29 protein-coding genes are annotated in these 26137 nt (G+C 35.6%); 12 read left to right on the top strand and 17 right to left on the bottom strand.

The features are described from left to right. The first annotated feature begins 4 nt into the window (after positions 1–4). Complete coding sequence (locus IC610_RS00415) at positions 5–1015, top strand: T9SS type A sorting domain-containing protein (RefSeq protein WP_191734714.1); 1011 nt, start codon at positions 5–7, stop codon at positions 1013–1015. A 100-nt stretch (positions 1016–1115) separates the two neighbouring features. Here IC610_RS00415 and IC610_RS00410 read toward each other — a convergent pair whose 3' ends face one another. From IC610_RS00410 to gldB, 11 genes are all read right to left on the bottom strand, one after another. After that, the gene (locus IC610_RS00410; RefSeq protein ID WP_191734713.1) at positions 1116–3446 is read right to left on the bottom strand and encodes a hypothetical protein; all 2331 of its coding nucleotides are present in this window, start codon (positions 3444–3446) and stop codon (positions 1116–1118) included. Then, on the bottom strand, positions 3406–4047 hold the full coding sequence (locus IC610_RS00405) for a hypothetical protein (protein ID WP_191734712.1): 642 nt from the start codon (positions 4045–4047) through the stop codon (positions 3406–3408). The genes IC610_RS00410 and IC610_RS00405 overlap by 41 nt, the downstream gene beginning before the upstream one ends. Next, entirely contained in the window at positions 4022–4453 is a 432-nt protein-coding gene (locus IC610_RS00400) for a hypothetical protein (protein ID WP_191734711.1), read from the bottom strand. Before IC610_RS00400 ends, IC610_RS00405 begins: the two co-directional genes overlap by 26 nt. Positions 4454–4631: 178 nt before the next feature. Continuing rightward, the gene (locus IC610_RS00395; protein WP_191734710.1) at positions 4632–6053 is read right to left on the bottom strand and encodes a CCA tRNA nucleotidyltransferase; all 1422 of its coding nucleotides are present in this window, start codon (positions 6051–6053) and stop codon (positions 4632–4634) included. 462 nt (positions 6054–6515) lie between these two features. Then, positions 6516–7064 (bottom strand): L-threonylcarbamoyladenylate synthase, encoded by a 549-nt coding sequence (locus IC610_RS00390; protein WP_191734709.1) that lies wholly within the window; start codon positions 7062–7064, stop codon positions 6516–6518. After that, positions 7040–7474 (bottom strand): hypothetical protein, encoded by a 435-nt coding sequence (locus IC610_RS00385; RefSeq protein WP_191734708.1) that lies wholly within the window; start codon positions 7472–7474, stop codon positions 7040–7042. The genes IC610_RS00390 and IC610_RS00385 overlap by 25 nt, the downstream gene beginning before the upstream one ends. Next, positions 7474–7977: a DinB family protein gene (locus IC610_RS00380; RefSeq protein ID WP_191734707.1), complete on the bottom strand. Its 504-nt coding sequence runs from the start codon at positions 7975–7977 to the stop codon at positions 7474–7476. The genes IC610_RS00385 and IC610_RS00380 overlap by 1 nt, the downstream gene beginning before the upstream one ends. A gap of 61 nt (positions 7978–8038) precedes the next feature. Further along, positions 8039–8488: a GNAT family N-acetyltransferase gene (locus IC610_RS00375; protein WP_191734706.1), complete on the bottom strand. Its 450-nt coding sequence runs from the start codon at positions 8486–8488 to the stop codon at positions 8039–8041. Positions 8489–8698: 210 nt separating this feature from the next. Beyond that, the gene (locus IC610_RS00370) at positions 8699–9838 is read right to left on the bottom strand and encodes a cystathionine gamma-synthase (RefSeq protein ID WP_191734705.1); all 1140 of its coding nucleotides are present in this window, start codon (positions 9836–9838) and stop codon (positions 8699–8701) included. A 98-nt stretch (positions 9839–9936) separates the two neighbouring features. Next, entirely contained in the window at positions 9937–10263 is a 327-nt protein-coding gene (gldC, locus tag IC610_RS00365) for a gliding motility protein GldC (RefSeq protein WP_056078094.1), read from the bottom strand. A gap of 81 nt (positions 10264–10344) precedes the next feature. Then, complete coding sequence (gene gldB / locus IC610_RS00360) at positions 10345–11331, bottom strand: gliding motility lipoprotein GldB (RefSeq protein ID WP_191734704.1); 987 nt, start codon at positions 11329–11331, stop codon at positions 10345–10347. 43 nt (positions 11332–11374) lie between these two features. On the opposite strand from gldB, the gene IC610_RS00355 reads away from it, so the two are divergent. The 6 genes from IC610_RS00355 (at position 11375) to IC610_RS00335 (ending at position 14262) form a co-directional block, all read left to right on the top strand. After that, positions 11375–11908, top strand: a complete 534-nt coding sequence (locus IC610_RS00355) for a GNAT family N-acetyltransferase (protein WP_191734703.1) — start codon at positions 11375–11377, stop codon at positions 11906–11908. A gap of 9 nt (positions 11909–11917) precedes the next feature. Next, entirely contained in the window at positions 11918–12709 is a 792-nt protein-coding gene (gene nadE / locus IC610_RS00350) for an NAD(+) synthase (protein WP_191734702.1), read from the top strand. A 107-nt stretch (positions 12710–12816) separates the two neighbouring features. Further along, entirely contained in the window at positions 12817–13302 is a 486-nt protein-coding gene (locus IC610_RS00345; protein ID WP_191734701.1) for a ribonuclease domain-containing protein, read from the top strand. A 112-nt stretch (positions 13303–13414) separates the two neighbouring features. Further along, positions 13415–13774: a hypothetical protein gene (locus IC610_RS20165; RefSeq protein WP_228462829.1), complete on the top strand. Its 360-nt coding sequence runs from the start codon at positions 13415–13417 to the stop codon at positions 13772–13774. Beyond that, entirely contained in the window at positions 13738–13899 is a 162-nt protein-coding gene (locus IC610_RS19950; protein WP_317173323.1) for a hypothetical protein, read from the top strand. Before IC610_RS20165 ends, IC610_RS19950 begins: the two co-directional genes overlap by 37 nt. 42 nt (positions 13900–13941) lie before the next feature. After that, positions 13942–14262: a barstar family protein gene (locus IC610_RS00335; protein WP_191734700.1), complete on the top strand. Its 321-nt coding sequence runs from the start codon at positions 13942–13944 to the stop codon at positions 14260–14262. Positions 14263–14384: 122 nt separating this feature from the next. Here the strand turns inward: IC610_RS00335 and pafA are convergent, their stop codons facing one another. Further along, positions 14385–16028 (bottom strand): alkaline phosphatase PafA, encoded by a 1644-nt coding sequence (gene pafA, locus IC610_RS00330; protein ID WP_191734699.1) that lies wholly within the window; start codon positions 16026–16028, stop codon positions 14385–14387. Between the two features lie 249 nt (positions 16029–16277). Between pafA and IC610_RS00325 the strand changes: the two genes are divergently transcribed. Next, positions 16278–17348, top strand: coding sequence for a tetratricopeptide repeat protein (locus IC610_RS00325; protein ID WP_191734698.1), 1071 nt, complete (start codon positions 16278–16280; stop codon positions 17346–17348). Between the two features lie 16 nt (positions 17349–17364). On the opposite strand, the gene IC610_RS00320 is transcribed toward IC610_RS00325, so the two are convergent. Next, entirely contained in the window at positions 17365–17739 is a 375-nt protein-coding gene (locus tag IC610_RS00320; RefSeq protein ID WP_191734697.1) for a Fur family transcriptional regulator, read from the bottom strand. A 72-nt stretch (positions 17740–17811) separates the two neighbouring features. Here IC610_RS00320 and IC610_RS00315 point away from each other — a divergent pair, with 72 nt between their 5' ends. The 4 genes from IC610_RS00315 to IC610_RS00300 all read left to right on the top strand — a co-directional run bounded on the left by IC610_RS00315 (position 17812) and on the right by IC610_RS00300 (position 20328). Continuing rightward, on the top strand, positions 17812–18720 hold the full coding sequence (locus IC610_RS00315; protein ID WP_191734696.1) for an NAD(P)/FAD-dependent oxidoreductase: 909 nt from the start codon (positions 17812–17814) through the stop codon (positions 18718–18720). Positions 18721–18738: 18 nt separating this feature from the next. After that, positions 18739–19284, top strand: a complete 546-nt coding sequence (locus IC610_RS00310; RefSeq protein ID WP_191734695.1) for a hypothetical protein — start codon at positions 18739–18741, stop codon at positions 19282–19284. Between the two features lie 3 nt (positions 19285–19287). Then, positions 19288–19866 (top strand): Crp/Fnr family transcriptional regulator, encoded by a 579-nt coding sequence (locus tag IC610_RS00305; RefSeq protein ID WP_191734694.1) that lies wholly within the window; start codon positions 19288–19290, stop codon positions 19864–19866. 72 nt (positions 19867–19938) lie between these two features. Next, positions 19939–20328: a RidA family protein gene (locus tag IC610_RS00300; RefSeq protein ID WP_191734693.1), complete on the top strand. Its 390-nt coding sequence runs from the start codon at positions 19939–19941 to the stop codon at positions 20326–20328. An 87-nt stretch (positions 20329–20415) separates the two neighbouring features. Here IC610_RS00300 and IC610_RS00295 read toward each other — a convergent pair whose 3' ends face one another. The 4 genes from IC610_RS00295 to IC610_RS00280 all read right to left on the bottom strand — a co-directional run bounded on the left by IC610_RS00295 (position 20416) and on the right by IC610_RS00280 (position 26036). Further along, positions 20416–20952 carry a hypothetical protein gene (locus IC610_RS00295; RefSeq protein WP_191734692.1) on the bottom strand — a complete coding sequence of 179 codons (537 nt, stop codon included), beginning with the start codon at positions 20950–20952 and terminating at the stop codon, positions 20416–20418. 107 nt (positions 20953–21059) lie between these two features. After that, positions 21060–23210 carry a hypothetical protein gene (locus IC610_RS00290; RefSeq protein ID WP_191736241.1) on the bottom strand — a complete coding sequence of 717 codons (2151 nt, stop codon included), beginning with the start codon at positions 23208–23210 and terminating at the stop codon, positions 21060–21062. A gap of 913 nt (positions 23211–24123) precedes the next feature. Next, on the bottom strand, positions 24124–24996 hold the full coding sequence (locus tag IC610_RS00285) for a helix-turn-helix domain-containing protein (RefSeq protein ID WP_191734691.1): 873 nt from the start codon (positions 24994–24996) through the stop codon (positions 24124–24126). Between the two features lie 113 nt (positions 24997–25109). Continuing rightward, entirely contained in the window at positions 25110–26036 is a 927-nt protein-coding gene (locus IC610_RS00280; RefSeq protein ID WP_191734690.1) for a malate dehydrogenase, read from the bottom strand. Between the last annotated feature and the right edge of the window lie 101 nt (positions 26037–26137).

Below are 26137 nucleotides of genomic sequence, written 5' to 3'. Positions count from 1 at the left end.
TAAAATGAAAAATATATTCATAGCTGCTGCATTTCTTTCTGCTCACTTTCTGACTGCTCAGAGTTATGCACCACAAGCAGGAACGGCGGGTACAACAGCAATTCCAGCCAACAGTACGCTTTTTAAATCGTGGGCGACGGGAACTACAATTGTTCGTGGATTGCAGCAGATTAACGGTTCACAAACGGCCTATGCGTCTGCGGGAGATCCTGCAAATTCAGTAGGTCCATCCAATGGAAGCATTGTTTCTCTGGGAGACGGCGGAACAGCAGTTCTTACTTTTGCCAAGCCTATTACAAACGATACAGGATTTGATTTTGCAGTTTACGAGAACGGATTTATATCAGGTCAGTCAGGTAAAGCTTTTTTAGAACTGGCTTTCGTAGAAGTAAGTTCAGACGGTGTTAACTTCTTCCGTTTTCCTTCTCATAATGAATATCCTTCCAATTACATTCAAAATTCTACCGATGTGGGAGGCTCTGGTTTTGCAACAATGGATGCGAGATATCTGAATAATTTTGCAGGAAAGTACACCAGTGGCTTCGGAACTCCTTTTGACCTGAGCGATATTCCCGATAATCCGCTTTTGAATAAGGCACAGATTACCCACGTGAAAATTGTAGACGTGATAGGAACCAACATTGATGGATACAAAACTTTCGACAGCTTTGGAAATGTTGCGGTAGATCCTTTTCCGACTCCGGGAGCAGGTTCAGGTTTTGATCTGGATGCAGTGGGCGTGATTAACGAATATTCTGCTGTTTTGGCAACTGCTGAGAACAAAAAGCCTGAGAATAAAATCAATCTATACCCAAATCCTGCAACTGACTTCATTAAAATCAATTCAGACAAAGAAGTTTTGGTAAAAATCTATAGTATCACCGGAGCTTTAGTAAAACAGGCAAAAACTGTTGATAAAACGGTCAATATTTCTGAATTAAAAACAGGAAATTATATTGTACAGTTTGAAACTGAAAACGGTAAACAGAATCTGAAACTGATTGTTTCAAAGTAAAGTGACCAATCTTTTTAAAATAACAAAACCTCTTTCAATTGATTTTGAAAGAGGTTTTTTGTTAGAATTTTACCTAAAAAATTCTTTATTTAATTTGAGATTATCTTCTTGCTTTAAAATAAGATTTGAAAGATTCACATCCGCTGATCATATCTTCATACTGACCGGAATAATTATTTCTAAAATTCTGATAGTATTTATTTTTTCCCAATCTTTTAGCTTCGTAGTCATCTTCCCGGGAATAAGAATTTGAAGTATTCTCGGAGATAAAATCGTATTTGTAATTTTCACATCTTCCCTGCATTCTCAGACATAAAGCTTTGTATTTGTCGGTTTGAGCATTTTCCAAGGCTTTTCCGTAATAGAATTTTGCAAGACCTGCTGTATTAAATTCCTCAATATCTTCCCTAATAGAATAATTTCCTGCTGAGCTCACAGAATACCTTCTCATCATCCATGCATTCCCGTATTGAGACATATTGAGATAACAGTTGGCAACCAGAAAATAATAGTAATCTCTGTCTTTTTCCTGCAGATTATTGGCTTTATTAAGATATTCTATCAGCTTTCTGGTTACCGAAATTTTATTTACTCTAAAATGTTCTTTCTCAGGAATAAAATCTGGCGTATATTTTAAATGATAAAACGGATTCTTATCAAAAATTTTCCCTGATGAAAAATAATGAGCTTTGCCGTCTTTTTCCCAAAGTGAATATTGCTCATTAAAATAATCTTCGCCAAGTGTATTGAAAGCGTTTAAAGCTAAATTTAATTTATTTTGTCTGATGTACTTTGTACCCAATAAATCATATAAAGATTTGATTTCTGACTGATTGACCGAATAAAAATTTCTGTAAAATGAATCTGGATTTTTATCCAAATCTTTAATTTTATTGATAAAACTTACAACCTTTTCAGGCGAATACACCGCGTCTAAATAATCAAAATAATCGTTGTAATAAGTGCCGTAAGTATGATTAGAATTTTCCAAAGACTTGTAATAAACATAGTTGTAATCATCTTTCGAGCGGATTAGAGAAGCATACAAAAATGCAGCATCGTCGCTGTTTCCAAGATATTCTAACTCTCTGCCCATGGCAAAAATAAAATGCTTATTGTCTTTATTTTTGATGATAATTTCTTTCGCTTCGTCGGGAATTTTAGCATTTCCATAGGTTTGATTCGCAAAAAGATTCAGAGTTTTTATGATTTCCAGATTATTTCGCAGAAGATCTTCTGACGGTAAAACTTTTTCAAGTTCAGCAATCTGGTTTAAACTTTCTGTATAGTTTTTTGTCATGAACAAAAGTTCTGCTCTTGTATATTTCCAGAAATGCGGATTTTCAACCTTAGATAAATCAACCGAATCGATAAATTCCAAAACCTGTTTGGCATAAGCTCTGTCAATGCCGGAACGCTCTAAAATTTTAAGAACATTTTCGTTTTCAGAATCACTTCCCAAATCATCATCAGTTGAAAAAAGAGAATAATAAGGTGTAAAAACCCAATCCTCAAGCTTTCCCAATTCACGGTAAAGCAAAAAGCTCAAACCATCATAATTGGGCTGTTCAGCATAGATCTGCTTAATATTTTCTAAATTTTTTCCAGGATTATAAAGACCGTAGAGCAGTAAAACATTCGCTTTTTCTGTTTGATTTTCAGCTACATTTAAAACATCAGTCACCGGAACTTTCGATGCAAAATATTGAAATGAAACAAATCGTTTTTCCGGACTGGCAGCAAAGACTTTTGCAAAATAAAGATTTTTCAACGCCGGATTTTTCTCTGAAATTGCTTTAAAGTACAACGCCCAGACATCAATCACATCATTCGTCTGATTTGGAGAGAAGTGTTGCCTGTAAATTTTCTCGATACTTTTCATATCCTTACTATAAAAAGCAAGACGAAGCGCCAGAAAAGCATATCTTTTTTTGAAATCAACTTTTCTGCTTTTTGAAGCCAAAGAAATAGCTTTGTTCAGTAAATCATTTCTTTTTACAGTCACTGTATTTTCGTTTCTTTCCCAAGGATCATCCTTCCAAGTATTGAAATACTCGCAATTTTTAGCAAATTTCAAATAATGGATTGCCTCAACATCTTTTTTAGAATATAGATAGCGTAGAAACGGATTGGCAGAATTTTCATGAATTCCAGATAAATTGTAATTTTCCAAAACTAAAGAGATATCCTCAACAGCAACTTTATTGCTGCAATATTTTCTCCACAATTTTTCATTATCCTGATTGGAAATTAAAGCTTTCGGATTTTGTTCAAAACTTAAAGACGAATAATAAAACGACGAATATGCCTTATAAGAAAAGTTTTCAGGATTGAGAAAATAAAACCTGACATCTTCCCCGTAAGGATAAAAACCGCACGCAGAAAAAGCACTATTGAGTAAAATCGCTGTAAAAATGACTAATTTCTTCATTGCTGTAGTTGTTAAGTTGTTTCTCGTCTAAATGAAAAAGCGTTACGGTAATTTCTTTATCAAACTTTACATTTTTCTTAATTAAAGCAATTGCTTTATTAATTTTATCTGCTGTTACTTCCTCATATTTTATTTTATCGCCAACCCTCAGATACGTTTCATGATTAATCGCAGTATCTTTCTGTACTTCATACCAGAGTGGTTTTAATTCCTTCAAATGTGGTTTGATTTCGTCAACATCATATAAAACACTGGTAAACTGATTGTTTTGGTAAACCTGCATCCAGGAATACACCGGAAGAGCAACATCCAAATGCAGCGGATATTTTTTTCGTGTATTGAGATAGCTTTCTAATTCTTTTAAATCAAGAATAGAATTTTTCGACTGATCTGCTAAAGGATTGATCAGATTATAACACATCAAAGTCACTTTATCAACTGGCGGAACTCCCATTTTATCGGGATACTTGTAGGGATATAATCTTAAAGTAGCTGAAATTGTTTTTTGCGAAACCGGTTTTAATTTCTTTAAAAAATAGAAATATTTATCTTTAGTGGAAGCAGTCCAGTCGCAATCAATCTGTATTTCTGAGACTTTCAAAAATTCTAAACTTTCGTTTGAATATTTTTTTGACTAAAAAATTGACATTGTCTGCTAATTTATCCAAATCTTTCTCGTTGCTTTTCTGAAAAACGATGTTTTTGATATAAACTGTCGGAATAATTTCATAGGAACCCTTTGATTTTACATCACAATATGAATTCAGTGAAAAACCTGTTTTAGAGACAGGAAAACTTCCCATAGCATCAGTATAATCGACCTCAAAAAATTTAACATATAATTTTTTGATATTCTGATTGATTAAAATATCTTTTTCATTGTTGTCGCTTGTGGGATAATCATCAGATTTCCAGTAATAGAAGGCATTTTCTACCTTTTCTATTTTGTTATTCTCACAGGAAAAAATCAAAAAAAGTAAAGGAAGGAATAAGAGGATTTTTTTCACCAATAAAACTTTTAATATTGAACAAATTGAGTTGAAACATTACACAAATGTAATAACAAAATCAATCTTCTTAAAATTTTTTTAACAAAATTTTAAGATTTTTTATGATTAGATTTTAAGCCAAAAAAAAGCAACAGATAAAAATATATTGCTTTTTAGTTTATTAGATATCTAAGCTTTAAACTAAAGTTAATCCCAGCTTTTCAGCTTCAACAATCACGAAGTTTCGTGCTTCCTCGCTGTCATTGCCAATCTCACCTTCCAAGATGGCTTCCTTTACTTTTTCCTTTAAAATTCCTATTTCTCTTCCAGGTTTCAGATTAAACATCTCCATAATTTCTTCTCCTGAAATCGGTGGCTGGAAATTTCTTACCTGATCTTTTTCCTCAACCTCTTTTATTTTTACTGCAACATACTGGAAATTTTTCTTAAATCTTTCCTGCTTTCTTGAGTTTTTCGTCGTGATATCCGCTTTACAAAGCGTAAACAGATCTTCCAGATCTTCACCGGCATCAAACAAAAGTCTTCTCAGTGCAGAATCTGAAGCATCATCGGTTACCAGTGCAATCGGACGTGAAGACAGTTTCACCATCTTCTGAACATATTTCATATCAGCATTTAAAGGTAATTTCAGCTTCTGAAATAAGGTTTTCACCATTTTTGAACCTAAAAACTCGTGCCCATGGAAAGTCCAACCCGTTCCGTCTACAAATTTCTTTGTCGGAGCTTTTCCAATGTCGTGAAGCAGTGCTGCCCAGCGAAGCCAAAGGTTATCTGTATTTTCAGAAATATTATCGACTACTTCCAATGTGTGGTAAAAATTGTCTTTGTGGGTTTGACCTTCCACTTCTTCCACGCCTTTCAAATCAATCAGTTCAGGAATAATTAATTTCATCAAACCTGTTTCTTCCATTAATTTCAAACCGACAGAAGGCTTTTCAGAAAGCATAATTTTGTTAAACTCAACCATAATTCTTTCCATAGAAACAATTTTGATTCTTTCCGCTTCCTGCCTGATAGCTTCTAACGAATTTTCTTCAACCGTAAAATTTAAAGTGGAAGCAAAACGTACCGCCCTCATCATTCTTAACGGATCATCAGAATACGTTTGAGCAGGTTCTAAAGGTGTTCTCAGTATTTCCTTCTGAAGATCACCGATTCCGTCAAAAGGATCGATCAGTTCCCCGAAATTATCTTTATTTAAAGAAATTGCCATCGCATTGATAGTGAAATCTCTTCTTTTCTGATCATCTTCAATCGTACCGCCCTCCACTTCCGGTTTACGGCTGTCTTCGGTGTAGCTTTCTTTTCTTGCGCCTACAAATTCCAGTTCGAGATCTTTGTATCTGATCATCGCCGTTCCGTATGTTTTAAACACCGAGACTTTCATTTTGGGATCGATTTCCTTTCCTACATTTTGAGCAAGCTCAATTCCACTCTGTTCAGTCACAAAATCAATATCGGTAGACGCTTTTCTTTTCATTAAAAGATCACGCACGTAACCACCTACGATGTACACCGATTGGCTATTCGCTGCAGCGACTTCAGAAATAATTTTGAAAAGTTTGAGGTTATGATTTTGATTGAGGTTGATGAACATTTTTTTATGCTGGATGAATTAATTTGCAAAGATAAATATTTACATTAAATGTATTTTTTTAAACCACAAAAGTCACAAAAGATTTTTTTGACACATCAGAGCACATAAGTTCGAATTTAATACTTTGAAAATATTTAGAGCACATAAGTTTGAAAATCAAAGATTTTCAATGTGGACGTTCCAAATCTGTTTATATCTGTGAAAAACATTCCATGCTATAGAATCACAAAAGATTTTTTTGATGCATCAGTCAGATAAGTTTTAGTTCAATACTTGGAAAACAGTTAGAGCATATTAGATTGAAGGCTTCGACGGGCTCAGCCTGACACCGTTGAACATAAATATTTTGCCAACAATATCATCCCGAACTTGGGGAAGGATTATTTAGGAATTTTAAAAGTTTTTAAACATGTAAAATTTAGAATAATCTTTGAAAATCCGTGAAATCTGTGCGATATTACATCATTCTCTCAAGACTTTTATACGATTATCACTCCAGATTTTTATCACTGATGATCCTGAATATTCTGAAACTTTTTCTCTGTTATCTTCCACTGCATAATCCACCAAATCAATAATTTCAGGAGAAATATCTGAAAATTTCAACGGACTTTTCTCGCCACTGAAATTAGCTGAAGTGGATACCAAAGGCTTATTCAGTTTTGTAATCAGCTTTTTACAGTACAGATCTTTTACAAGACGAATTCCTATGCTACCGTCTTCGGCCAGCAATTCTTTCGGCAAACCTTTTGGATTTTGATAAACCAACGTAATCGGTTTTTCACTTAAATCCATAATTTCCCACGCCATTTCCGGAACGTCAACCAAATCCTGCAATCTCTTCTCGGTTTCCACCAGAATAATCATGGATTTGTTTTTTTCGCGCTTCTTGATGTCAAAAATTTTATTGATGGCGTCTATGTTTGTGGCATCACAACCGATTCCCCAGATGGTGTCTGTTGGGTAAAGGATGGTGCCGCCGGATTTTAATATGTTGATGATGTTTTCCATTGTCTAATCTTTAAAAAAATTGAAAAAATAGTTGTAAATAATATTGAAGATAACCACAAAAAATAACCTAATTCTAATTCAATGATAGGAGCTATTCTTCCACTTTTTGTAATTGTTATGTTATCAAAAAACATAAATGCACTTGCTAAAAATGATGAAATGATAATAGGAAAAACTGCGCTGTAATTTCTTTTGAGCACCAAAACTATCCCCAAAAAATAAAGCGGATTTGCAAGCCAAACAAAACCTTCCCAACGTACTCCGTCAAAGTAAGTCCAGCCTAACAAAAAAGCTAAATACGATGGATAGTGTATTTCATCAAAATATTTATAATATATACAATCTTGAGTAAGTGATATTAAAAAAATCACCATACCAATTAAAATTACAATATTTGTTTTTGAACGCATTACAATTCAGGCAAATATCTTTCCTCCACCACATTCAAATGATGAATATTATGTCCAACAATTAATTTACAAATCGTTTCTACAGAAATTTGGTTTCCATTGGCTGTTCCTATATTATTTAAAACTAAAAGACTTAACGTTTGTACTAAAATTAGAGTAGAGTTTCTTATCAGTTGATATTCTTCCAACAAGGATTCTAAACTTCTCTCATTCGCAAAAGAATGGGCTGCGTAACTCTCTTCATCAAAACCAGGCAATTCAGATTTTTCACCTCTGGCAAATGCCAGAATCCGGTATTGAAAAACTCTTTCTGTGTCTGACAGATGCAGAAGCACTTCCTTCAATGTCCATTTTCCTGTTGCATAGGCAAACTTTGACTGTTCTTCAGTCAAATAAGAATACAGGGAAACGGTTTTCTCGCCAACCAGTTTCAATTCTTCCAGCCAATTCTCAGATGGAATTAAATCTAAATATCTTTGAATGTATTTTTGGAAATCTGTCATCTTAATATGCGTAATGGGTAATGAGTAAATTCACAATTGACGATTGACGATTGACAATTCACTAAACTTTATTTGTCCATTCGTAAAAATTCACCTCATCGTAGATTTCAAATCCGCAAGATGCGTAGAGTTTGTTTCCGATATCGTTTGATTTTCCGGTTTCGAGGAGAATACCTGCAGAGTTTGTTAATTTTGCCAATTCTTTGGCTTCTTCAATTAATTCTTTTGAAAAACCTTTTCCACGAGAATTTTCGTTAACGAACAGATCATTCAACAGCCAATACCGTTTCATTCTTGTTGAGGAAAACAATGGATACAGTTGTACAAAGCCAACTAACTGACCTCCACTTTCAGCAACAAAAATTTCAGAATCTCTGTTCTCTATTCTTTCCTTTAAAAAAATTTCAGCTGCAGAAATATCTGATTCTTTGTAATAAAAAATCCTGTACTGATCAAACAGTTCGGCCAATTGAGGTAGATCCTGAAGGGTAGCCTTTCTTGTGTTTTTCATTTTAAAATTTAATTAAAAAAAACTGATTGCATAGAGCTAAAAATCATTTGTCTTATATGATATTTTACCACAAAGGGCACAAAGGTTTTTCACAAAGTTCACAGGGTATTGTGATCTTTTAAAATTCATATTTTCCTTGCAGTGAAAAGACAGTATGAAAATAGATACACAAACATCCGCTGTAAAAACGGATGCTTGTAATTTATTATTTTAAGAAAATGCTTTCTCAAGATCTGCAATCAAATCTTCTGCATCTTCGATCCCCACACTCAAACGAACCAGGTCGTCGGTAATTCCCAACTCTGCACGTTTTTCTGCAGGAATGGAAGCGTGAGTCATCAATGCCGGATGGTTGGCCAAAGATTCTACTCCACCTAAAGATTCAGCTAAAGTGAAGACTCTAACTTTCTCTAAAAATCTGATAGCATCTTCTTTTTTCCCTGATTTGAATGTAAAAGAAACCATTCCTCCGAAATCTTTCATCTGAGCTTTTGCCAGCTCGTATTGAGGATGAGATTCCAATCCTGGGTAAATTACCTGCGCAACTGCCGGATGAGATTCCAGATATTTAGCTACCGCCATTCCGTTTTCTGAATGTCTTTGAACTCTTAATGCCAGTGTTTTAATTCCTCTTAAAACCAAATAAGAATCGTGAGGGCCCAAAATTCCACCGCTTGCAAACTGAATGAAGTGAAGTTTTTCTCCCAGTTCAGCATCTTTAGCGATCAGAGCTCCTGCGATTACATCGGAGTGGCCACCCAAATATTTTGTCGCTGAGTGCATTACGATGTCAGCTCCCAAATCGATTGGTCTTTGAAGATATGGTGTTGCGAATGTATTGTCAACTGCTACCAGAATATCTTTTCCTTTTGCAATTTCCACCACTGCTTTGATGTCAACCAGTTTCATCAATGGGTTGGTTGGAGTTTCCACCCAGATTAATTTGGTTTTATCCGTAATTACATCTGCGATTTTTGAAGCATCATCAAAATTCACGAAAGTAAATTTCAACTGATACTTTTCAAAAAGTCTGGTGAACATTCTGTAAGTCCCACCGTATAAATCGTCCACAGCAACAACTTCGTCGCCAGGATTTAATAATTTTAAAACACAGTCGATAGCAGCTAATCCTGAACCGAAAGCCAAACCTCTCGCTCCGTTTTCAATGCTTGCCAAAGAGTCTTCCAAAGCCTGTCTTGTAGGATTTGCCGCTCTTGAATACTCGTATCCTGAATGCACTCCCGGACTTTTCTGTGCGAAAGTGGATGTTAAAAAAACAGGAACATTCACAGAACCCGTTGCAGATTCGTGGTGTTGTCCTCCGTGTATAACTTTTGTATTGAAATTCATTTTTTTATAATTTAAGAATTTGAAAATTTGAGAATTTGAAAATGTCAGCATTATGTATAATTTTCAAATTATCTCATTATCCCATTTTCAAATAGATTTTACATTTTTATCGCTGATTTGATTGCAAATTCTTCTGCCATCTGCTCGATCCATTCTGCAACATCATCTTCGCCGGTCGCTCTCTGGTACGTGCTTCCCATAGAAACAAAAATCTGGTGCATAAACATTTTCATCTGGTCTACAGGCATTTCTTTTGTCCACAGGTCAATTCTTAAAGCTTCTTTTGCTTTTTCATCCCATACAGAAATCATAAAAGCCTTTGTATCCTGTTTCTGTATTCCGCCATCTTCAGCGTTCCATGTGATGTTTTCAGGGACGTGGTTTTCATCCAGCTCAACATCTATTGTAATCTGAGTCTTTCTCATTTCTCTATTTTTCTAATATTTATTTTTCAATTTAAATTATCCTTTCCATCTCCGTTCTTCCCGCTCCCGCTTCCATCTTCCCTACTCCTCAAACTTCGGCTTATAACCCGCTTCGTTAAAAATCTGGGTGGCATCTTTTTTAATAAAATCCGTAAGTTTTGTTTCCGAATTTTTGCTGAAATAGGATTTGCAGATTTGCCATCCTGTGAAAACTCCGATCATCGGAGAAGATTCGTTGTCGATTTCTGTATAAAATTTTGAGAACGGTCCTGGGTTGATAAACCTTTCCACCAAACGGTGATCGTCGCCAAAAATAAGATTACTTTCCACAAAATAATTGTAGACATTGGCTTCATTGTTTTTTGCCCAGTCGTACTGCTCTTTCGTGTAATCCATTTTCAGATAATCCGGTGTTTCGGGCATGAAAGCATCCTGCAGCATCATCACTTTTCCGCTGTACAGCATCAAATCGACAAATTTCTGATGATCAGTTGAAAAAGGAACAATCTTTTCGGCAAAAATTCTTGAAACTTTCGGAACGATATTGTCCGGGTTCATTGATTTTTGAAAATACAGCTCCAGTCCTTTGTAATTGGGATTTTTAAAACCCATAAATCCTGTGATGTCTATAAAAAGAAAATTAGTCTTTTCATCATATAAAATCGGATCCTGAATCATCTGCAGTGAAGATGAAAACAAAAAAACATTTGGAGTTTTAAATTCAGGAAAATAATATTTGATGTGTGAAAAAAGGTCATTAAAATCTTTCTCCAGTTTTGCCTGATCGATTTTTGAAGCGGCTTCCTGATACAGTTTAATTTCCTGAGGATCAGTTCTTCTTTTAATAAAATCTTCATTGGGAACACTTCCCTGAAACCAAGGGAATTTTGCCTGAAACTGCTCGAGAGAAACTTTAGGATCAAAAAATTCCTTTGAAATATCTGTCATGGAAACTTTCTCAGCAGGCTTGGTGATTTCTACCTTCCATTGTGCTTCCTGTTCTTTTTTACATGAATTTAAAGCTAAAACTAAAAGGCATGAAACTGCCGCAATTCTAAAAATCTTCATTATTTTTACATGAAATTTAAGTTTACAAAAATAAGTAAAATTAATGGCAAAAATATTCATTGAGACCGAAAGACTTATCCTCAGAGAAATAATTTCTGAAGATGCCGAAGCGTTTTTTGCAATGGACAGCAATCCTGAAGTGGTAAAATATGTGGGGATAAAACCTCTTACCGACATCAGCCAAAGTGCAGAAATGATCGAAAGCATCCGAAAACAATATACAGAAAACGGAATCGGCCGCTGGGCAGTCATCAGAAAAGAAGACGGAAAACTGGTCGGCTGGAGCGGCTTAAAACTGATTAAAGAAATCAATAATCATCAGAATATTCACGATCTTGGCTACCGTTTCACCCCTGACTACTGGGGAAAAGGTTATGCCACGGAAACTTCGATCGCAGTTTTGAATTTTGGTTTCAATGAAATGAAACTCAATACCATTTTTGCATACGCCGATGTTGAAAATGACGCTTCAAATCACGTCTTGAGAAAGATGGGTTTTGAAGAAAAAGAAACGTTCACCGATGAAGGCGACCAGTGCTTCTGGTATGAACTTAAAAAAGAGAATTTTAAATATTAAAAAATAAATATGCAGACACAGCAAGTAATTGATCATATTGTACAGTGGCTAAAAGATTATGCCGAAAAATCAGGAGTAAAAGGTTATGTTTTGGGAGTTTCCGGAGGTGTAGATTCCGGAGTGGTTTCTACTTTGGCGGCAATGACCGGCTTAAAGACTCTGTTGATCGAAATGCCGATCCGTCAGAAAGAAGATCAGGTAAACCGTGCCTGGGAACACATGAATGATTTAAAATCTAAATTCCCCAATGTGGAAGCGATGTCTGTGAATCTTACGCCTGCGTTTGAGGAACTGTACAAAACTTTTGATGTGCATGATGATGAATTTCCAAACGAAAAACTGGCTTTTGCCAACACAAGATCCCGTTTGAGAATGCTGACTTTATATTATTATGGTCAAATCAACGGACTTTTGGTGTGCGGAACAGGAAATAAAGTTGAAGATTTCGGAATCGGTTTTTATACAAAATATGGCGACGGCGGGGTCGATATCTCTCCTATCGCTGACCTTTATAAAACTGAAGTTTATGCATTGGCAAAAGCTTTAAATTTAGTAAAAAACATTCAGGAAGCTATTCCTACAGACGGACTTTGGGATGCTGAAAGAACCGACGAAATGCAGATTGGTGCAACTTATCCCGAACTGGAAAAAATTCAGAAAGAATGGGGAACGAAAACGGAGGCTGACTACAGCGGAAGGGATCTTGAAGTCTTCAAGATTTTCAGCAGAATGAACCGAGCTGCCCAGCATAAAATCAACCCGATTCCGGTGTGTGATATTCCGGAAGAATGGAGAATGTAAAAGTGAATTTTGCTATGCAAGTGAATGGTCAGTTGTGAATTTTTGCAATTCGGACTATTACTTGACCATTGATTAGCGAAGTTAGATTAACTATTGACTTATAAACTATGAATTCCAAAATACGCTCGGTACTTTTTGCCTGCATGGGACTTCTTTTCGGGATGTCTGCGATGTACATTTACAATACATTTATCGCAGAGAAGAAAGTTACGGTTCAAACTGAAAATGCTGGACCAAATTCAGCTGGAAAAGTTGAAAACATACTTACAATTGATCAATTAACAGCTGAAAACACGGTGATTGATTTTGTCAAAAAAAATCATCAGCTTCCAGATTATTATTTAACTAAAAACGAAGCAAAGAAACAGGGTTGGAATCCGTCGAAGGGAAATCTCTGTGACGTTCTGCCGGGAAAAGCCATTGGCGGAGATCACTTTGGAAACCGTGAAGGAAAACTTCCTAAAGGTGAAAAATATTTTGAGGCCGACGTGAATTACAACTGCGGAAACAGAAACGGTGACCGGATTGTTTTCACTAAAAACGGTGAAGTTTATTTAACGAAAGATCATTACAAAAGTTTTGAGGAGAAATAATTGGTTGCTGCCAGGATTATTATTTTTACTAATCTTTTCATGCAGCGACAAAAAGGCAAATCTAATTGAAAATAATAGAGAGGCAGTTATTTTGGTTCAGCCTTTTAAAGATATGAATTCGGAAACGACAAAATTTGTTACTACTCAGATTACAAAGATTTATCCGCACGTAATAGTTCTTGAACCCATCGATCTACCGAAGGAAGCCTATTATAAAGAAAGAAATCGGTACAGAGCAGATTCGATCATTAAAAGCTTAAGCCAAAACACAGAAAAAGGATTCGTAAAAATCGGCTTAACGATAAAAGATATCAGCACAACGAAGGGATCTGTGAAAGATTTTGGAGTTATGGGATTAGGTTATCAACCGGGGAAATCCTGTGTGGCATCAAATTTCAGATTAAATAAAGACAATAAAAACGAACAGTTTTCAAAGTGGCAATCCATGAAATCGGGCATACACAGGGTCTGAAACACTGTCCTGAAAAATCCTGCTTTATGAGAGACGCAGAAGGAAAAAATCCAACCGATGAGGAAACTGATTTCTGCAATAAATGCAGGGATTTTCTTAAAACTAAAAACTGGAAGTTCAATTAAATTGATAAACCCATACATTTGCAATTAAATTTAAATTAAACTATGAACACAATATACATCGACTTCGCAGATCTTGGAGATTACGAAGATTTTTATGCTCAGCTTAAAGAAAAGCTAGAACTTCCTGCACATTTCGGGGATAATCTGGATGCACTTTCGGATGTTATTTCCGGCGAACTGAAACTTCCTCTCCACTTAGAATTTGTCAATATGAGCGTCGATCAACTTGAGATTTTTGAAGATCTTTTGACGACTTTAGAAGACGCTGAAGATGAAGTGGAAGATTTTTCCTTTGCGTATTATCTGGAGCAATATGACGATGATGAAAATGATTCTGACGCTGAAAATGCAACTGCAGAATAATATTCATAAATTTTGTTAGAACTTAAACCTTCAAGGTTTTGAAAACCTTGAAGGTTTGGCAAGAACATAAAAAAACCCCGCAAAACTGATTTTGCGGGGATAATTTTTGATTACAAATTTTACTATTTTCCTAAAACTTCCGTTAATGGTTGTCCGACATTTCCACTTGGGTTTTCAATTCTTAAAAACTGTGCAATGGTCGGGGCAATATCCGTCATAAAATGTGAAGCATTGCTCTCTCCGTGGGGAACTTTCCAACCCATAAAAATTAGAGGAATATGAGCATCGTAAGAATTCCAGACACTGTGTGTGGTTCCTTTTTTAGCATAATTAGGAAGCATTCCGTCGTGGGAAACAATCTGAATATCACCGCTTCGCTGCCAGTTGTAACCATTAATCACTCTTGTTTTAATAGGCTCAGGAATCGGTGCGTTGGCAACATCTTTCAGATCAACCGCATACAAAACACGGGGATCTTTGTTTAAATTTTCGATGATGCTTTTTTTAATGGCAGCTTCATCCAGTTTCTTATCTTTGATCAACTGATGATCAAGATAAATCTGATAATTATCGATTCCTAAAATAAGTTTGCTGGCTGCATATTTGGTTTCCAGTTCGGCACCTAAGTTTTTTTCCATACCGTCATCAAAAAAGCCGGTCAGCATTTTATTTTCTTTCATGTAACCTTCTGCGTGAGCGCCACCGTGGTCTGCCGAAAGGAAAACAAGATATTCGCCCTTCCCTACTTTTTGATCAAGCATTTTAAAGAAATTTGCCAGTTCGATATCAAGTCTCAGGTACGTATCTTCCACTTCAATCGCGTTCGGTCCGTAAGCATGACCAACATAATCAGTGGAAGCCACGTTGATGGCAAGAAAATCTGTGATCTGATCTGCACCCAGCTGATAGCCGTCGATGGCTGCTTCAGCAAACTTCAAAGTGTAGGTATTTCCGAAAGGTGTCGTTCTTAAAACGCCTTTGTTTACAGCATAATCTGCTGCAAGATTGTTGTAAGGGAAAGTTGGAGATTTGGCTGTTCCAACAGGCTTTTCCCAGGGAACATCATCTCTCGTACTTTCTGTGTATTCGCTGATTGGCAACAGCGTATTCCATCCGTTGGCAACCAGTTTTTCAGCCAATTTCTGATCGTTAAATTTATTTACCCAGTCAGGCAAACTGTTCATATAATAAGAACTTGTCACAAAGTTTCCGTTGGTTTCATCAAACCAGAAAGCACCGGTAGGATTATGACCAGCGGGCAGAATGGAAGCTCTGTCCTTTAAAGAAACACCAACCACTTTTGACTGAAAATTGCTGGCAATTCTGAGCTGATCGGTAATCGTAGTACTCCAGAGATTTTTCGGGGAATGACCACCGATTTTATCATTAGTTCCCACACCTTTTACTTCATTATCTGCTGTACAGTAAACATTTTTTCCGGTTGCTTTGTCTGTCCAGTCATTTCCGGCAATACCGTGAATTGAAGGTACAGAACCTGTGTAAATGGTGGTATGTCCAATCGCAGTAACCGTCGGAACATAAGGAATCATCACATTATTGAACGAAAAACCTTTATTCAGCATTCTTTTAAAACCATCTTCTCCGTACTTATCATAAAAACGGCACAGATAATCCCACCTCATTTGATCAATCACCAGACCGACTACTAATTTCGGTTTTTCTAACTGAGACTTCTTATTTTTCTGTGCATTTACCGTCATTAAAGAAATGAGAGTAACTGCAGCAATTGAAATTTTCCTAAACATTAAATAACTTTTTTTAACGTTGACAAATTTAAGTGTTTTGAAAGTTTTGGTATGTGAAATTCCGATGAATTTTTTTAATGAAAATTCAATATGATCATTGCTGAAAATTTTACATGATGTTTAAATTGCCTTCTTTCATTTAAAAATCCCTCAGTTGAAAGAAAAAATATTATGAATAAATTCAAGTAAAATATTAAAAGTTCAAAGAATAATTTAGATATTTACTTAAAACTAAATCTATTTACTTCCATGAAAAAAGAACTTATCTACTGCATTCTGATTTTCAGTTTCGGTCACATCCATGCTCAAAAGAAAACCTTTAAATGTGAAAAAGTTTATGATGCTGTAAAACTGATTGATGAACAAAAATATGATGAAGCCATAGTCATGCTTAGAGAATGCGAGAAAATTGACTCAAAAGAATATACCTATCCATATGAAATTGCGTTAGCTTACACCTATAATAAACAATACGACAAGGCAATAGATCAACTCCTTAAAATCAAAAATTACGAAAACCTCCGCGCCGATTACTATCAGCTGCTGGGAAACAATTATGATTACCTTGAAAAACCGGAGAAGGCCATTGCTACTTATGATGAAGGTTTAAAAAAATTTCCGAATGCCGGAAGACTCTATCTGGAGCGCGGTGTTGTTTTTGAGTTTGAAAAAAAATACGATGAGGCAATCGCATCTTATGAAAATGGAATGCGTGTGGAGCCGAATTATCCGTCAAATTACTACAGAGCAGGAAGACTTTTTATGAATTCTCAAAACACAATGAAAGGACTTATTTATGGTGAAATCTTTGTAAATCTCGAGAGAACAACAGAGCGTACTAGAGAAATTAGTAAAATGCTTTTTGATACATATAAAGCAGCTATAAAATTTACAAACAGCAATGAAATACAGGTAGCTCTATGCAAATCAGTACAAGTAGACGTATCTGAATTGGATAACAAGAAGCTACCTTACTGCATGATTTTTGAGAAAAATCTAGTTCTGTCAGTCATAGGTCACGATAGCTTTAATCTTGCATCTTTTGCTAAAATCAGAGAGAGATTTCTTAAAGAATATTATGTACGAGATATTAAAAACTATCCGAACGTTCTGATTGAATATCAAAAAAAGATGGAAGATAACAAGATCTTTAATGCTTACAATCACTATCTCTTTCAAATTGGTGATGAGCAGGGATTTGATGCATGGCAAACCGCAAATAATGCAGAATATAAAAAATTTGTCGATTGGTATACTGAGCCGGAAAACAGTTTAGAAATGAATCAAAAAGGTGTTTTTATCTCTGAGCAAATCAGGTAGCATTTTGGAGTAAACTTCACGCACAATCTTTACAAACTCCCGTCAGTACACAATTAACACTTTCAACACAATACCCTTTTTCCAGAGAAAACTGCACAGCAACTGGCAAACATTCTATTGTATCACATTTTGTGCATCTGAAATGAAAATGATGGTCTAACAGCTTCTTTTTTTCACATTTAATACAGACCGCAAAATACTGTTTTCCGTCTTCGGCAACAATTCTGTGGAGAATTCCGTCTTCGCAAAACCGGTTCAGTACACGGTAAACTGTAGCTCTGTCCATATCTAGAGAAACTTTTTTCAGTATAGCATCCTGACTCATTGCCTTTTTTGAATCTGTCAACACATTCAGAATGGCTTCTTTGCTGGGTGTACTTCTTCTTTTCATCTTTATTAATGCGATTATGTTGCAATAATAAATAATTATTCTAACTTTGGCAAGAAATTATAATTATTAAATATGAAACAGCCTGATTTATTCGACGTGATTATCATTGGCGGAAGCTATGCCGGACTTTCTGCAGCAATGGCATTGGGTCGTTCGCTCCGAAACGTTTTGGTGATCGACAGTGGCAAACCGTGTAATGAACAGACTCCACATTCTCAAAATTTCCTGACTCAGGATGGAAAAACACCGAAAGAAATTTCAACATTAGCGAAAAGTCAGGTTCAGGAATATGAAACAGTGCAGTTCTATAATGGAAAAGCTATTTCAGCTCAAAAGACTGATTTTGGATTTGAAATTACGGCAGAAAATGGTCAAAACTTTAATTCAAAAAAACTGATAGTTGCTACCGGAATTATTGATGAAGTACCGGACATTAAAGGTTTCAAAGAATCCTGGGGAATATCACTGATTCACTGCCCATATTGCCATGGTTATGAATACAGAGGCAGGAAAACAGCTATTATTGCCAATGGAGACAAAGCCTTTCACATCTCTTCTCTGGTAAAAAACTTAACGGAGGAGGTTAGAATTCTTACTAGAGGAAAAGCCCAGTTCACGCACGAACAGTTAGAAAAACTTAAAAATAATCAAATTGAGATCATCGAAACTGAAATTTCGGAATTAAAAAATGAAAATGGATATGTAAAAAGCCTGGTTTTTGAAGACGGAAATGAAATCGATTTTGAAGCAGTTTATGGAGCTTTTCCATTCAGACAGCATTCTGAAATTCCAAAAGATTTAGGTTGTGAATTCACAGAAATGGGGCATATTAAAACAGATATGTTTCAGAAAACCAATGTATCCGGACTGCTTGTCTGTGGAGATAACTCTGCAATGATGCGTTCGGTTTCTAATGCGGTGATGACCGGAAGTGTTGCGGGAGCAATGGTGAATATGGAATTGGTGGCAGATGATTTTTAATCATTAACTTTAATGACTATGAAAAGCGCTTCAGTATATCTTCTAACATTGTCGTTCATCTTATTTTCCTGTAAATCAGATTATAAGGAGCCACCGACGCAAGCAGATGATTTGAATAAAAATTCAGTACCTGCAACATTGAATAATCCAATTCATGAAATCAGTCTTGCCGAATACAGCAACCTTGCGCCCATTGAGCTAAAGAACTCAAAAACTACAGACGTTTATAAAAAATACGGGATTGAATTCAGCGGAAACTGTTACGCCTGCGATCTTGCAATTTTTAAACTAAATAAAAAGAATTTTGATTTGGTAAGTCTATGTGATGAAAATGATTTCCACAGATTCAAAGATTTCGATTACGAAAAAAAGGGCGATGTTTTAAAAATCAAAACTTCTGAAACTACTTTTATCTTTACCAAAGTTGAAAATGAACCTGTTTACCAGCTGAAAATTGAAGGCCAAAAACCTAAATTAAAAAATAAAAGATTCTCAGAATTCTATACTCCGCAAAATTTGATTGAAAAATTTGAAGAGCATGACTGTGGTGATTTTCAAGGCTAAAAAATGACAGATATTCTTAAAAAACACATCCAAAAGACAGTCGATCTCTCAGACGCAGAACTGGAAAAAGCATGTTCATTTTTCAAAAAACAGCATTTCAAAAAACGTGAAATGATCATCAGTGAAAATGATCAGGTTGATCATGTGTATTTCATTATTTCAGGTCTTCTGAAGCTTTTTTATACTGATACTGAAGCTAAAGAACACATCATCTCGTTTTCCATGGAAGACTGGTGGGAAAGCGACTACGCTGCTTTTTATACTCAGACTAAAGCGACTCAGTCGCTACAGTGTCTGGAAGATACTTTAGTTTTGAAACTTTCATTTGATAATTATCAACGGTTGTTGACAGAAATCCCAAAAATGACTGAATTTTTCCTGAAAAAAGCCATTGGTGGGCATATTTCAAACCAAAGAAGAATACTTTCTCTGATGACGATGAGTGCAAAAGAGAGATACGAACAGTTTCTGAAATACTACCCTATTCTTATCCAGCGTTTACCTAAAACCGCTTTAGCTGCTTATCTCGGTGTCTCAAGAGAAACATTGAGCAGACTGTATTCAGAATCTGGTTTAAAATAGTGATGTAAGTCACAGTATTCATTTTGGTACTCTTCCGAACTTTGTTCCATAATTAATTTTAAATCTTTCAAAATGGAAAAAAGAATCATCAACCCGTGGACATGGCAGAACGACAGAAATTATGCACAGGCTGTGGAAGTCAAAAATGTTCAGAGCACGCTTTACGTTTCAGGACAAACAGCAATCGACGAAAATGGAATGACGAGCGATGCCGACATGCGAACGCAAATCACCAAAACTCTGGAAAATCTTGAAAAGGTTATTTTAAAAGCAGATTTTGAACTGAAAAACATTGTGAGGTTAAATGTTTTCACAACAGATCATCCTGCATTTTTTGAAAACTTTGATATTTGGCAAAGCTGGATTACAAAACACGGAATTCAGCAGGCAAGCACCGTAATCGAAGTTAAAACATTGTTTGAAACGCTGAAAGTGGAAATGGAAGCGACTGCTGTGAAGTAAAACATACAATGTCTTTTAAAGAAAATCACTATTCGAAAAAAGGCTGCCAAATACATTTTGACAGCCCTTTTTGCATATTTAAAAATCTTATGCCTTCCAGAACGACCAAACCGTTCCGTTGAAAATAGCTAAAGACTTTGTGGTAGTATCATAAACCATCATCCCCGGCGAAGGGTTAACAATATTTCTTTCCGGACTGGCAACTTTTGGCAGAACCATTGCTTTGTTGTTGTCTTCCAAAACCAGAATTCCAGGAGTAGATGTTGGTGTACCGATGCTCACTTTTGCTCCGTCAGCTTCTGATGCCGTGTTTTGTATCGTGATTCCGTTTACACCACTTACCGGATCTGTAGTTTTACCTGTTGCATCTATTGTAAGATCTTTCCAGCCTGTGTTGTATTTTACCTTTACTTTTAATGAAGCAAGATCGTATGCTATTGTGCCGTTTACTGCGTTTGTCATACTGTTGACGTTGGTTACCCATGGTAAAATGACGCCTCTGTTTTGGTTATTTCCAAACTCCAGAGATACTGAATTGTTTGAAACACTTGCTTTACCAATTGCTACTTGTGCATGTGCGTAGAGTGTGATCAGTAAAATACTGAACGTTAATAAAATTCTCATTTTTTTCTTTTTTTTTCTTTTTTTTCTTGAATGTATGTCTGTGTGTCTAGATTCCTTGTACGTGTAATTCTGTGTACAGTTATTTTTTATTTTGTATTAAAATTATTTTAATAAAGATCCGGACAGGTTTGATCTTTGAAACATTTCCAGCCATTTGCAGTTCCGTCTGTGTTGATTTGAAGACAATCCAGGTTGACATTATAAACCATCATTCCTTCAATAAGATCTGCCGTCGGGATATTTGCAATCTGCTGGTTTGTCAATCTGTTGGGTACGAAACCTTTGGTTTTAGATTCCATTACAGTCCACGCACCTTTTCTTACCATTGGCCAGTTTCCGTTTGTAGCTCCTGCTCTTTGCAGAGAAGTAATTCCTGAGTTTGTGGGTAGTCCCTGCCCTGTTACAACTGAGTTTTTATAGCATCCACATCCATCAATATTTTTGTCTTGAGATACGCCAATACCCTGTCCGGCATCACCACCAATATCAGCAGCGCCACCAGAATTCACGATTACCGGAATTCCGTTGGCATCTACAGAACCTATAATTCTTCCAGTTGAATTCACCTGAGCGTAAATCACGTTCTCATCTCCTTCAATGGCATCAAAGCAAGCATCATTATCAGAATTTAAATCTAATCTGTTTGGAATTCCATCATTATCAGAATCCAGATCTCCACAAAATGACTGTTGTACTACAAATGCCCAGATGTTGGCAAAAAGTCGGTCTCCATTTGAAGTGATGTTTCCACCAGTGGTAACATTGGCATTTCCTAATTTTGTAAGAATATCGACATCTGCAATAATTAAATCATTGTAAAGCCCGTCTATATACATTACCGCTCTGTTACTGGCATCTGTGGCGAGAGGCTGTGGCGAACAGACTGAATTGATGCTGTTAAAATAAGCCTGATAAGTCCCGGCCTGATTAAATGAAGTAATTGTTCCGAAAGGTCCCGTAAATATCGGCGATGCACTTCCGTAAGAAGTCGGCGTATCTGGGTTTACATTTCCCTGTGTGATGGTTGCTCCCCATGCTTTAGCCTGAATTTGTGTAACGACTACAAAATTTTGAAGTGCATCATCTGACCAATCTTTTATAGCATCAAGCTCAGCATTTGAAAGATAAGAATTTGTAGAATTATCTACGCCACCAAGAAAAATAGCATTCAGATTCATGCTGATAATAGAAGCCTTTGTGATTGTACCTGTCATGGGAACTAAAGTAATATTTGCCTTTACCGTTCCGTTTGTACCAAAATTGGCAGTATTTGTTAACTTTTGAGCGCCAGAGTCATTCATCCATTGCCCATCAAAAGTATATCCGTTATCACTGTCAGTATCTCTGGCGTTGGGAATATAGCCAATTCTTACTGTCTGACCATTTAGCACACAGCTGTTTTCGTTAATATCCAAAATTCCGTCATTATCATCATCAAGATCACAAATATCTGCGATACCGTCGCCATCAGAATCCAAAGTGTAATTTGACGGACAGCTTATTGTAGTAGTATTATTGGGCGTGTTAGAAACTTTTTCCAGCAAAATATTATCTATGTAATAATCATTGTTAGCATCTTGGGCAAGATTGTTTCTCAAAGAAATTTTAATTTGATTTCCTACGCATGTTGAAGATGTTGCAGGCATTTTGAAGTAAAGTTCATAAGCGTTTCCCCAGTTGCTACCTGTATTTGGAGTGTTCACATAATTTGAATTTACGGTTCCCAAAACATTTCCGGTCACAACATCTTTTACATCAAGGCTGATGCTCATTGGGCTGTTTACCAAATAAGCATAAAATGAAACTTTGTAAGTCTGTCCCAATTCTACAGTCGCATTTCTTTCATAAAAGCTGTTGAGAGTAGTCCCTGCATTTACCACCATTACAGCACCAGTAGTAGTACCAGACATATCTTTTACGACAGTAGTTTGTGGTGTTAAACCCAAAGCATCAACACCTGTAGCATTATAAGCTGCCGTCCAGAAATAGTACTCATTTACATTAGGTCTGATCTGGGATTTTATATAACCTGGAGCAACCACAGCATAACGATTATTATTGATCATGTAGACATCATAACTGGTGTTGGTAGTTGCATTGTAAGGCGCGCCAAAAGAAAAACTTCCCGATGGCATATAAGGTGAGGTCTGTCTGGTGGTTGCGGTTCCGAAGTCTTCGAAAAAGACAGTCTGGGCATTAAAATTTGCGCCAGAAACCATCAGTACAAATAGATAGAGTAATAAATTTAGTTTGTTCATAAGCATAGATTTTCTGTAACAGTACTTTTTAGTACTGTCATTTTAGGGGTTAAAAATCAGGATTTTGTCATATAGACATTAGTGCAAAATTTTCTGAACAGAAAAAATTACATAATATTTAAAATAAAATCACTGAATTGCCATACAACAAGCCGAAGCAGGTGTAGGATCAATATCGAAATTTAATAGCTTAGTGTTTGGGTGCTGGTGATTACAATATGAATCAGCAGGAATTGCTTGACGCAGAATTTTTTTGAAGGTAGTGTGACATTTTTTTCTTTTTTTTTTTTTTAAAGTGTATCATTCATTGAAATACCTATTGCTACCTGCGCAGTCTGGTTTTGTGTTAAGGAAACCAAAAAAGTTCAGTTTAAAAAATATCAAACAAAAAATCGATTTTAAAAATTGAAGAAAAGAATTCTGATGTTTCTAAAGACAGATTGTTTCTATTGTATTTTATATAACAATAAGAATTATTTCATCAAAAGAGTGTGTTTTTGTCGACTGCAAATGTACTGTGACTATAATCATAAGGCTTTGTAAAAAAAGATAAATTAATTGTAATTTTTTTTGTTGCAATTCTAAGTCTTCAAAATACATTTTTATCCTAAATGAAAATAGTAGTAAAAAATATTAAAGTACATTAAAAAAAAGGAATCATTTAAACAACGAATCAATGAAATAGACTGAAAATAATTCGCAAAACAGGAATCAATACAAGTGGAAAAAAAAACAATCATAATATGTTAATTTTTCGTTAACAGATTAGTCAAATCACTTAATTATAAATTATTATGTAAATTTAAAACCAATGGTAAATACTAAATAAGCAAAAATATCTTGAAGAAAAAATGTTATTATAAAACAAATTTCACAATAACACAAAAGTTGAGTTAAATGTAGATTACTAAATTTACTGTAAAAGCTGAACCATTGAAGTAGAATCGCTCATAGCCTTTATCTCACTAGGATTTTTTCCGGTATGCTTCTTTATAAAATGAGTAAAATTTCCTTCATTGGAAAAACCAAGTCTGAAAGAAATCTCTGAAATGGTAAATCCACTGTACTTCAATAATCTGTAACATTCTGCGATCACTTTTTCTGTGATAATCTGTTTTGCTGTTTTTCCCGTTACAAATTCTGTCATTTCTGTCAGCTTTCTGGAGGTTACATTGAGCGCCTGTGCGTAGTAGGAAACTATTTTATGTTCTTTAAAATCTTTCTGCAAAAGAACCCGAAACCTGTTGACGCAAGACACATAATCAAGATTATCCGTGATCTCAATCTGATGATCATCTGCAAACAGCATTGCATCTAAAATTAAAGCTTTAACAGTGTGGTGAGCAGCCGAAATATAGAGCGTCTCACTTTTATCTAAAAATTTTCCGAGTCTGTCAATAATAAATTTCCGTATAATTTCTTTACTCGGACTTATCGGAACTATAAAAACATCTGATTCGTAATTGAAAAAAAGTGTAGAATTTAGAAATAAAGAATCAATAGAACTTTGTTCATAAAATGCTGCAGAAAATGCAATATTATAAATTTCTTTTCCCTCTATATTGCTTAAAGAAACTTCCTTATGAGGTCCGGCAAACAGCATACTACCGTCTTTTACTGAAAATAACCTTCCCTGAATGTTGATTTCAAAATCATCCATGGCTACGAGAATACAAAAATATTCTTGGGTATTGATATCCAGACTGCCATTATTTCGTTCAACAATCCGTTTTACAGTATTAATACTAAAACCTGTTTTCTTAAGCTGATCGGTAACATCGTACATAGGGAAAATACAATTACTTATTCTTAATAAATATAGTAAATATTCTCCGTATAAAGAAAAAAAATCTGCACACCTTTTTGATATGCAGATTGTATATTAATTTGCAATTCCTATTAGAATTTCAAATCTCCGTTTACTTCTCTTACAGCCTGTGCAGCTTCGGCAAACTTAGCTTTTTCTTCTTCAGTTAAAGAAATCTTCACGATGCTTTCAACACCGTTTTTCCCGATGATTGCTGGAACACCTAAGCAGATATCGCTTTCGCCATATTCTCCGTCTAGCATTAATGAACAGGGAATCATTTTCTTTTGGTCGCAAGCGATTGCCTGAACCATTACAGATACTGCTGCACCTGGCGCATACCAAGCTGAAGTTCCTAATAATTTAGTCAATGTAGCTCCACCAACTTTAGTTTCCTCGATTACATATTTTTGTTTTGCATCATCCAAAAACTCAGTTACAGGAACTCCGTTTCTAGTTGCTTTGCTTAATAATGGAAGCATCCCTGTATCACTGTGAGCAGCGATTACCATACCGTCTACGTCTGAGATTGGAGCTTCTAGAGCTTCTGCCAATCTGTACTTGAATCTTGCAGAATCCAAAGCACCACCCATACCGATGATTTTGTGCTTAGGAAGACCAGAAGTTTTGTGCACCAAATAAGCCATTGTATCCATTGGGTTAGAAACCACAATAATGATGACCTCAGGAGAATTCTTTACTAAATTTTCAGTAACTTCTTTTACGATTCCCGCGTTGATACCGATTAATTCTTCTCTAGTCATTCCCGGTTTTCTTGGAATACCGGAAGTGATAACTGCAACATGAGAACCTGCTGTTTTGCTGTAATCTCCTGTTGTACCAGTAATTTTTGTATCAAATCCGTTTAAAGATGCGGTCTGCATCAAGTCCATTGCTTTTCCTTCAGCAAAACCTTCTTTAATATCTACTAAAACTACCTCTGAACAGAAGTCTTTCATTGCGATGTATTCTGCACAACTTGCTCCTACAGCACCTGCACCTACTACGGTTACTTTCATAATTAAATTATTTATTATTTATTTTATCAGTTTAAATTTTTGCTTCCCAAATGTACAAATTCCCGAAAAATTGAGCAATCTTTCGGGAATTTTAATTATAA

The organism is Chryseobacterium caseinilyticum (genome assembly GCF_014837145.1).
GTDB classification, from domain to species: domain Bacteria; phylum Bacteroidota; class Bacteroidia; order Flavobacteriales; family Weeksellaceae; genus Chryseobacterium; species Chryseobacterium caseinilyticum.
The sequence above is the reverse complement of the archived record's forward strand: the minus strand, read 5'-3'. Positions and strand labels throughout refer to the sequence as shown.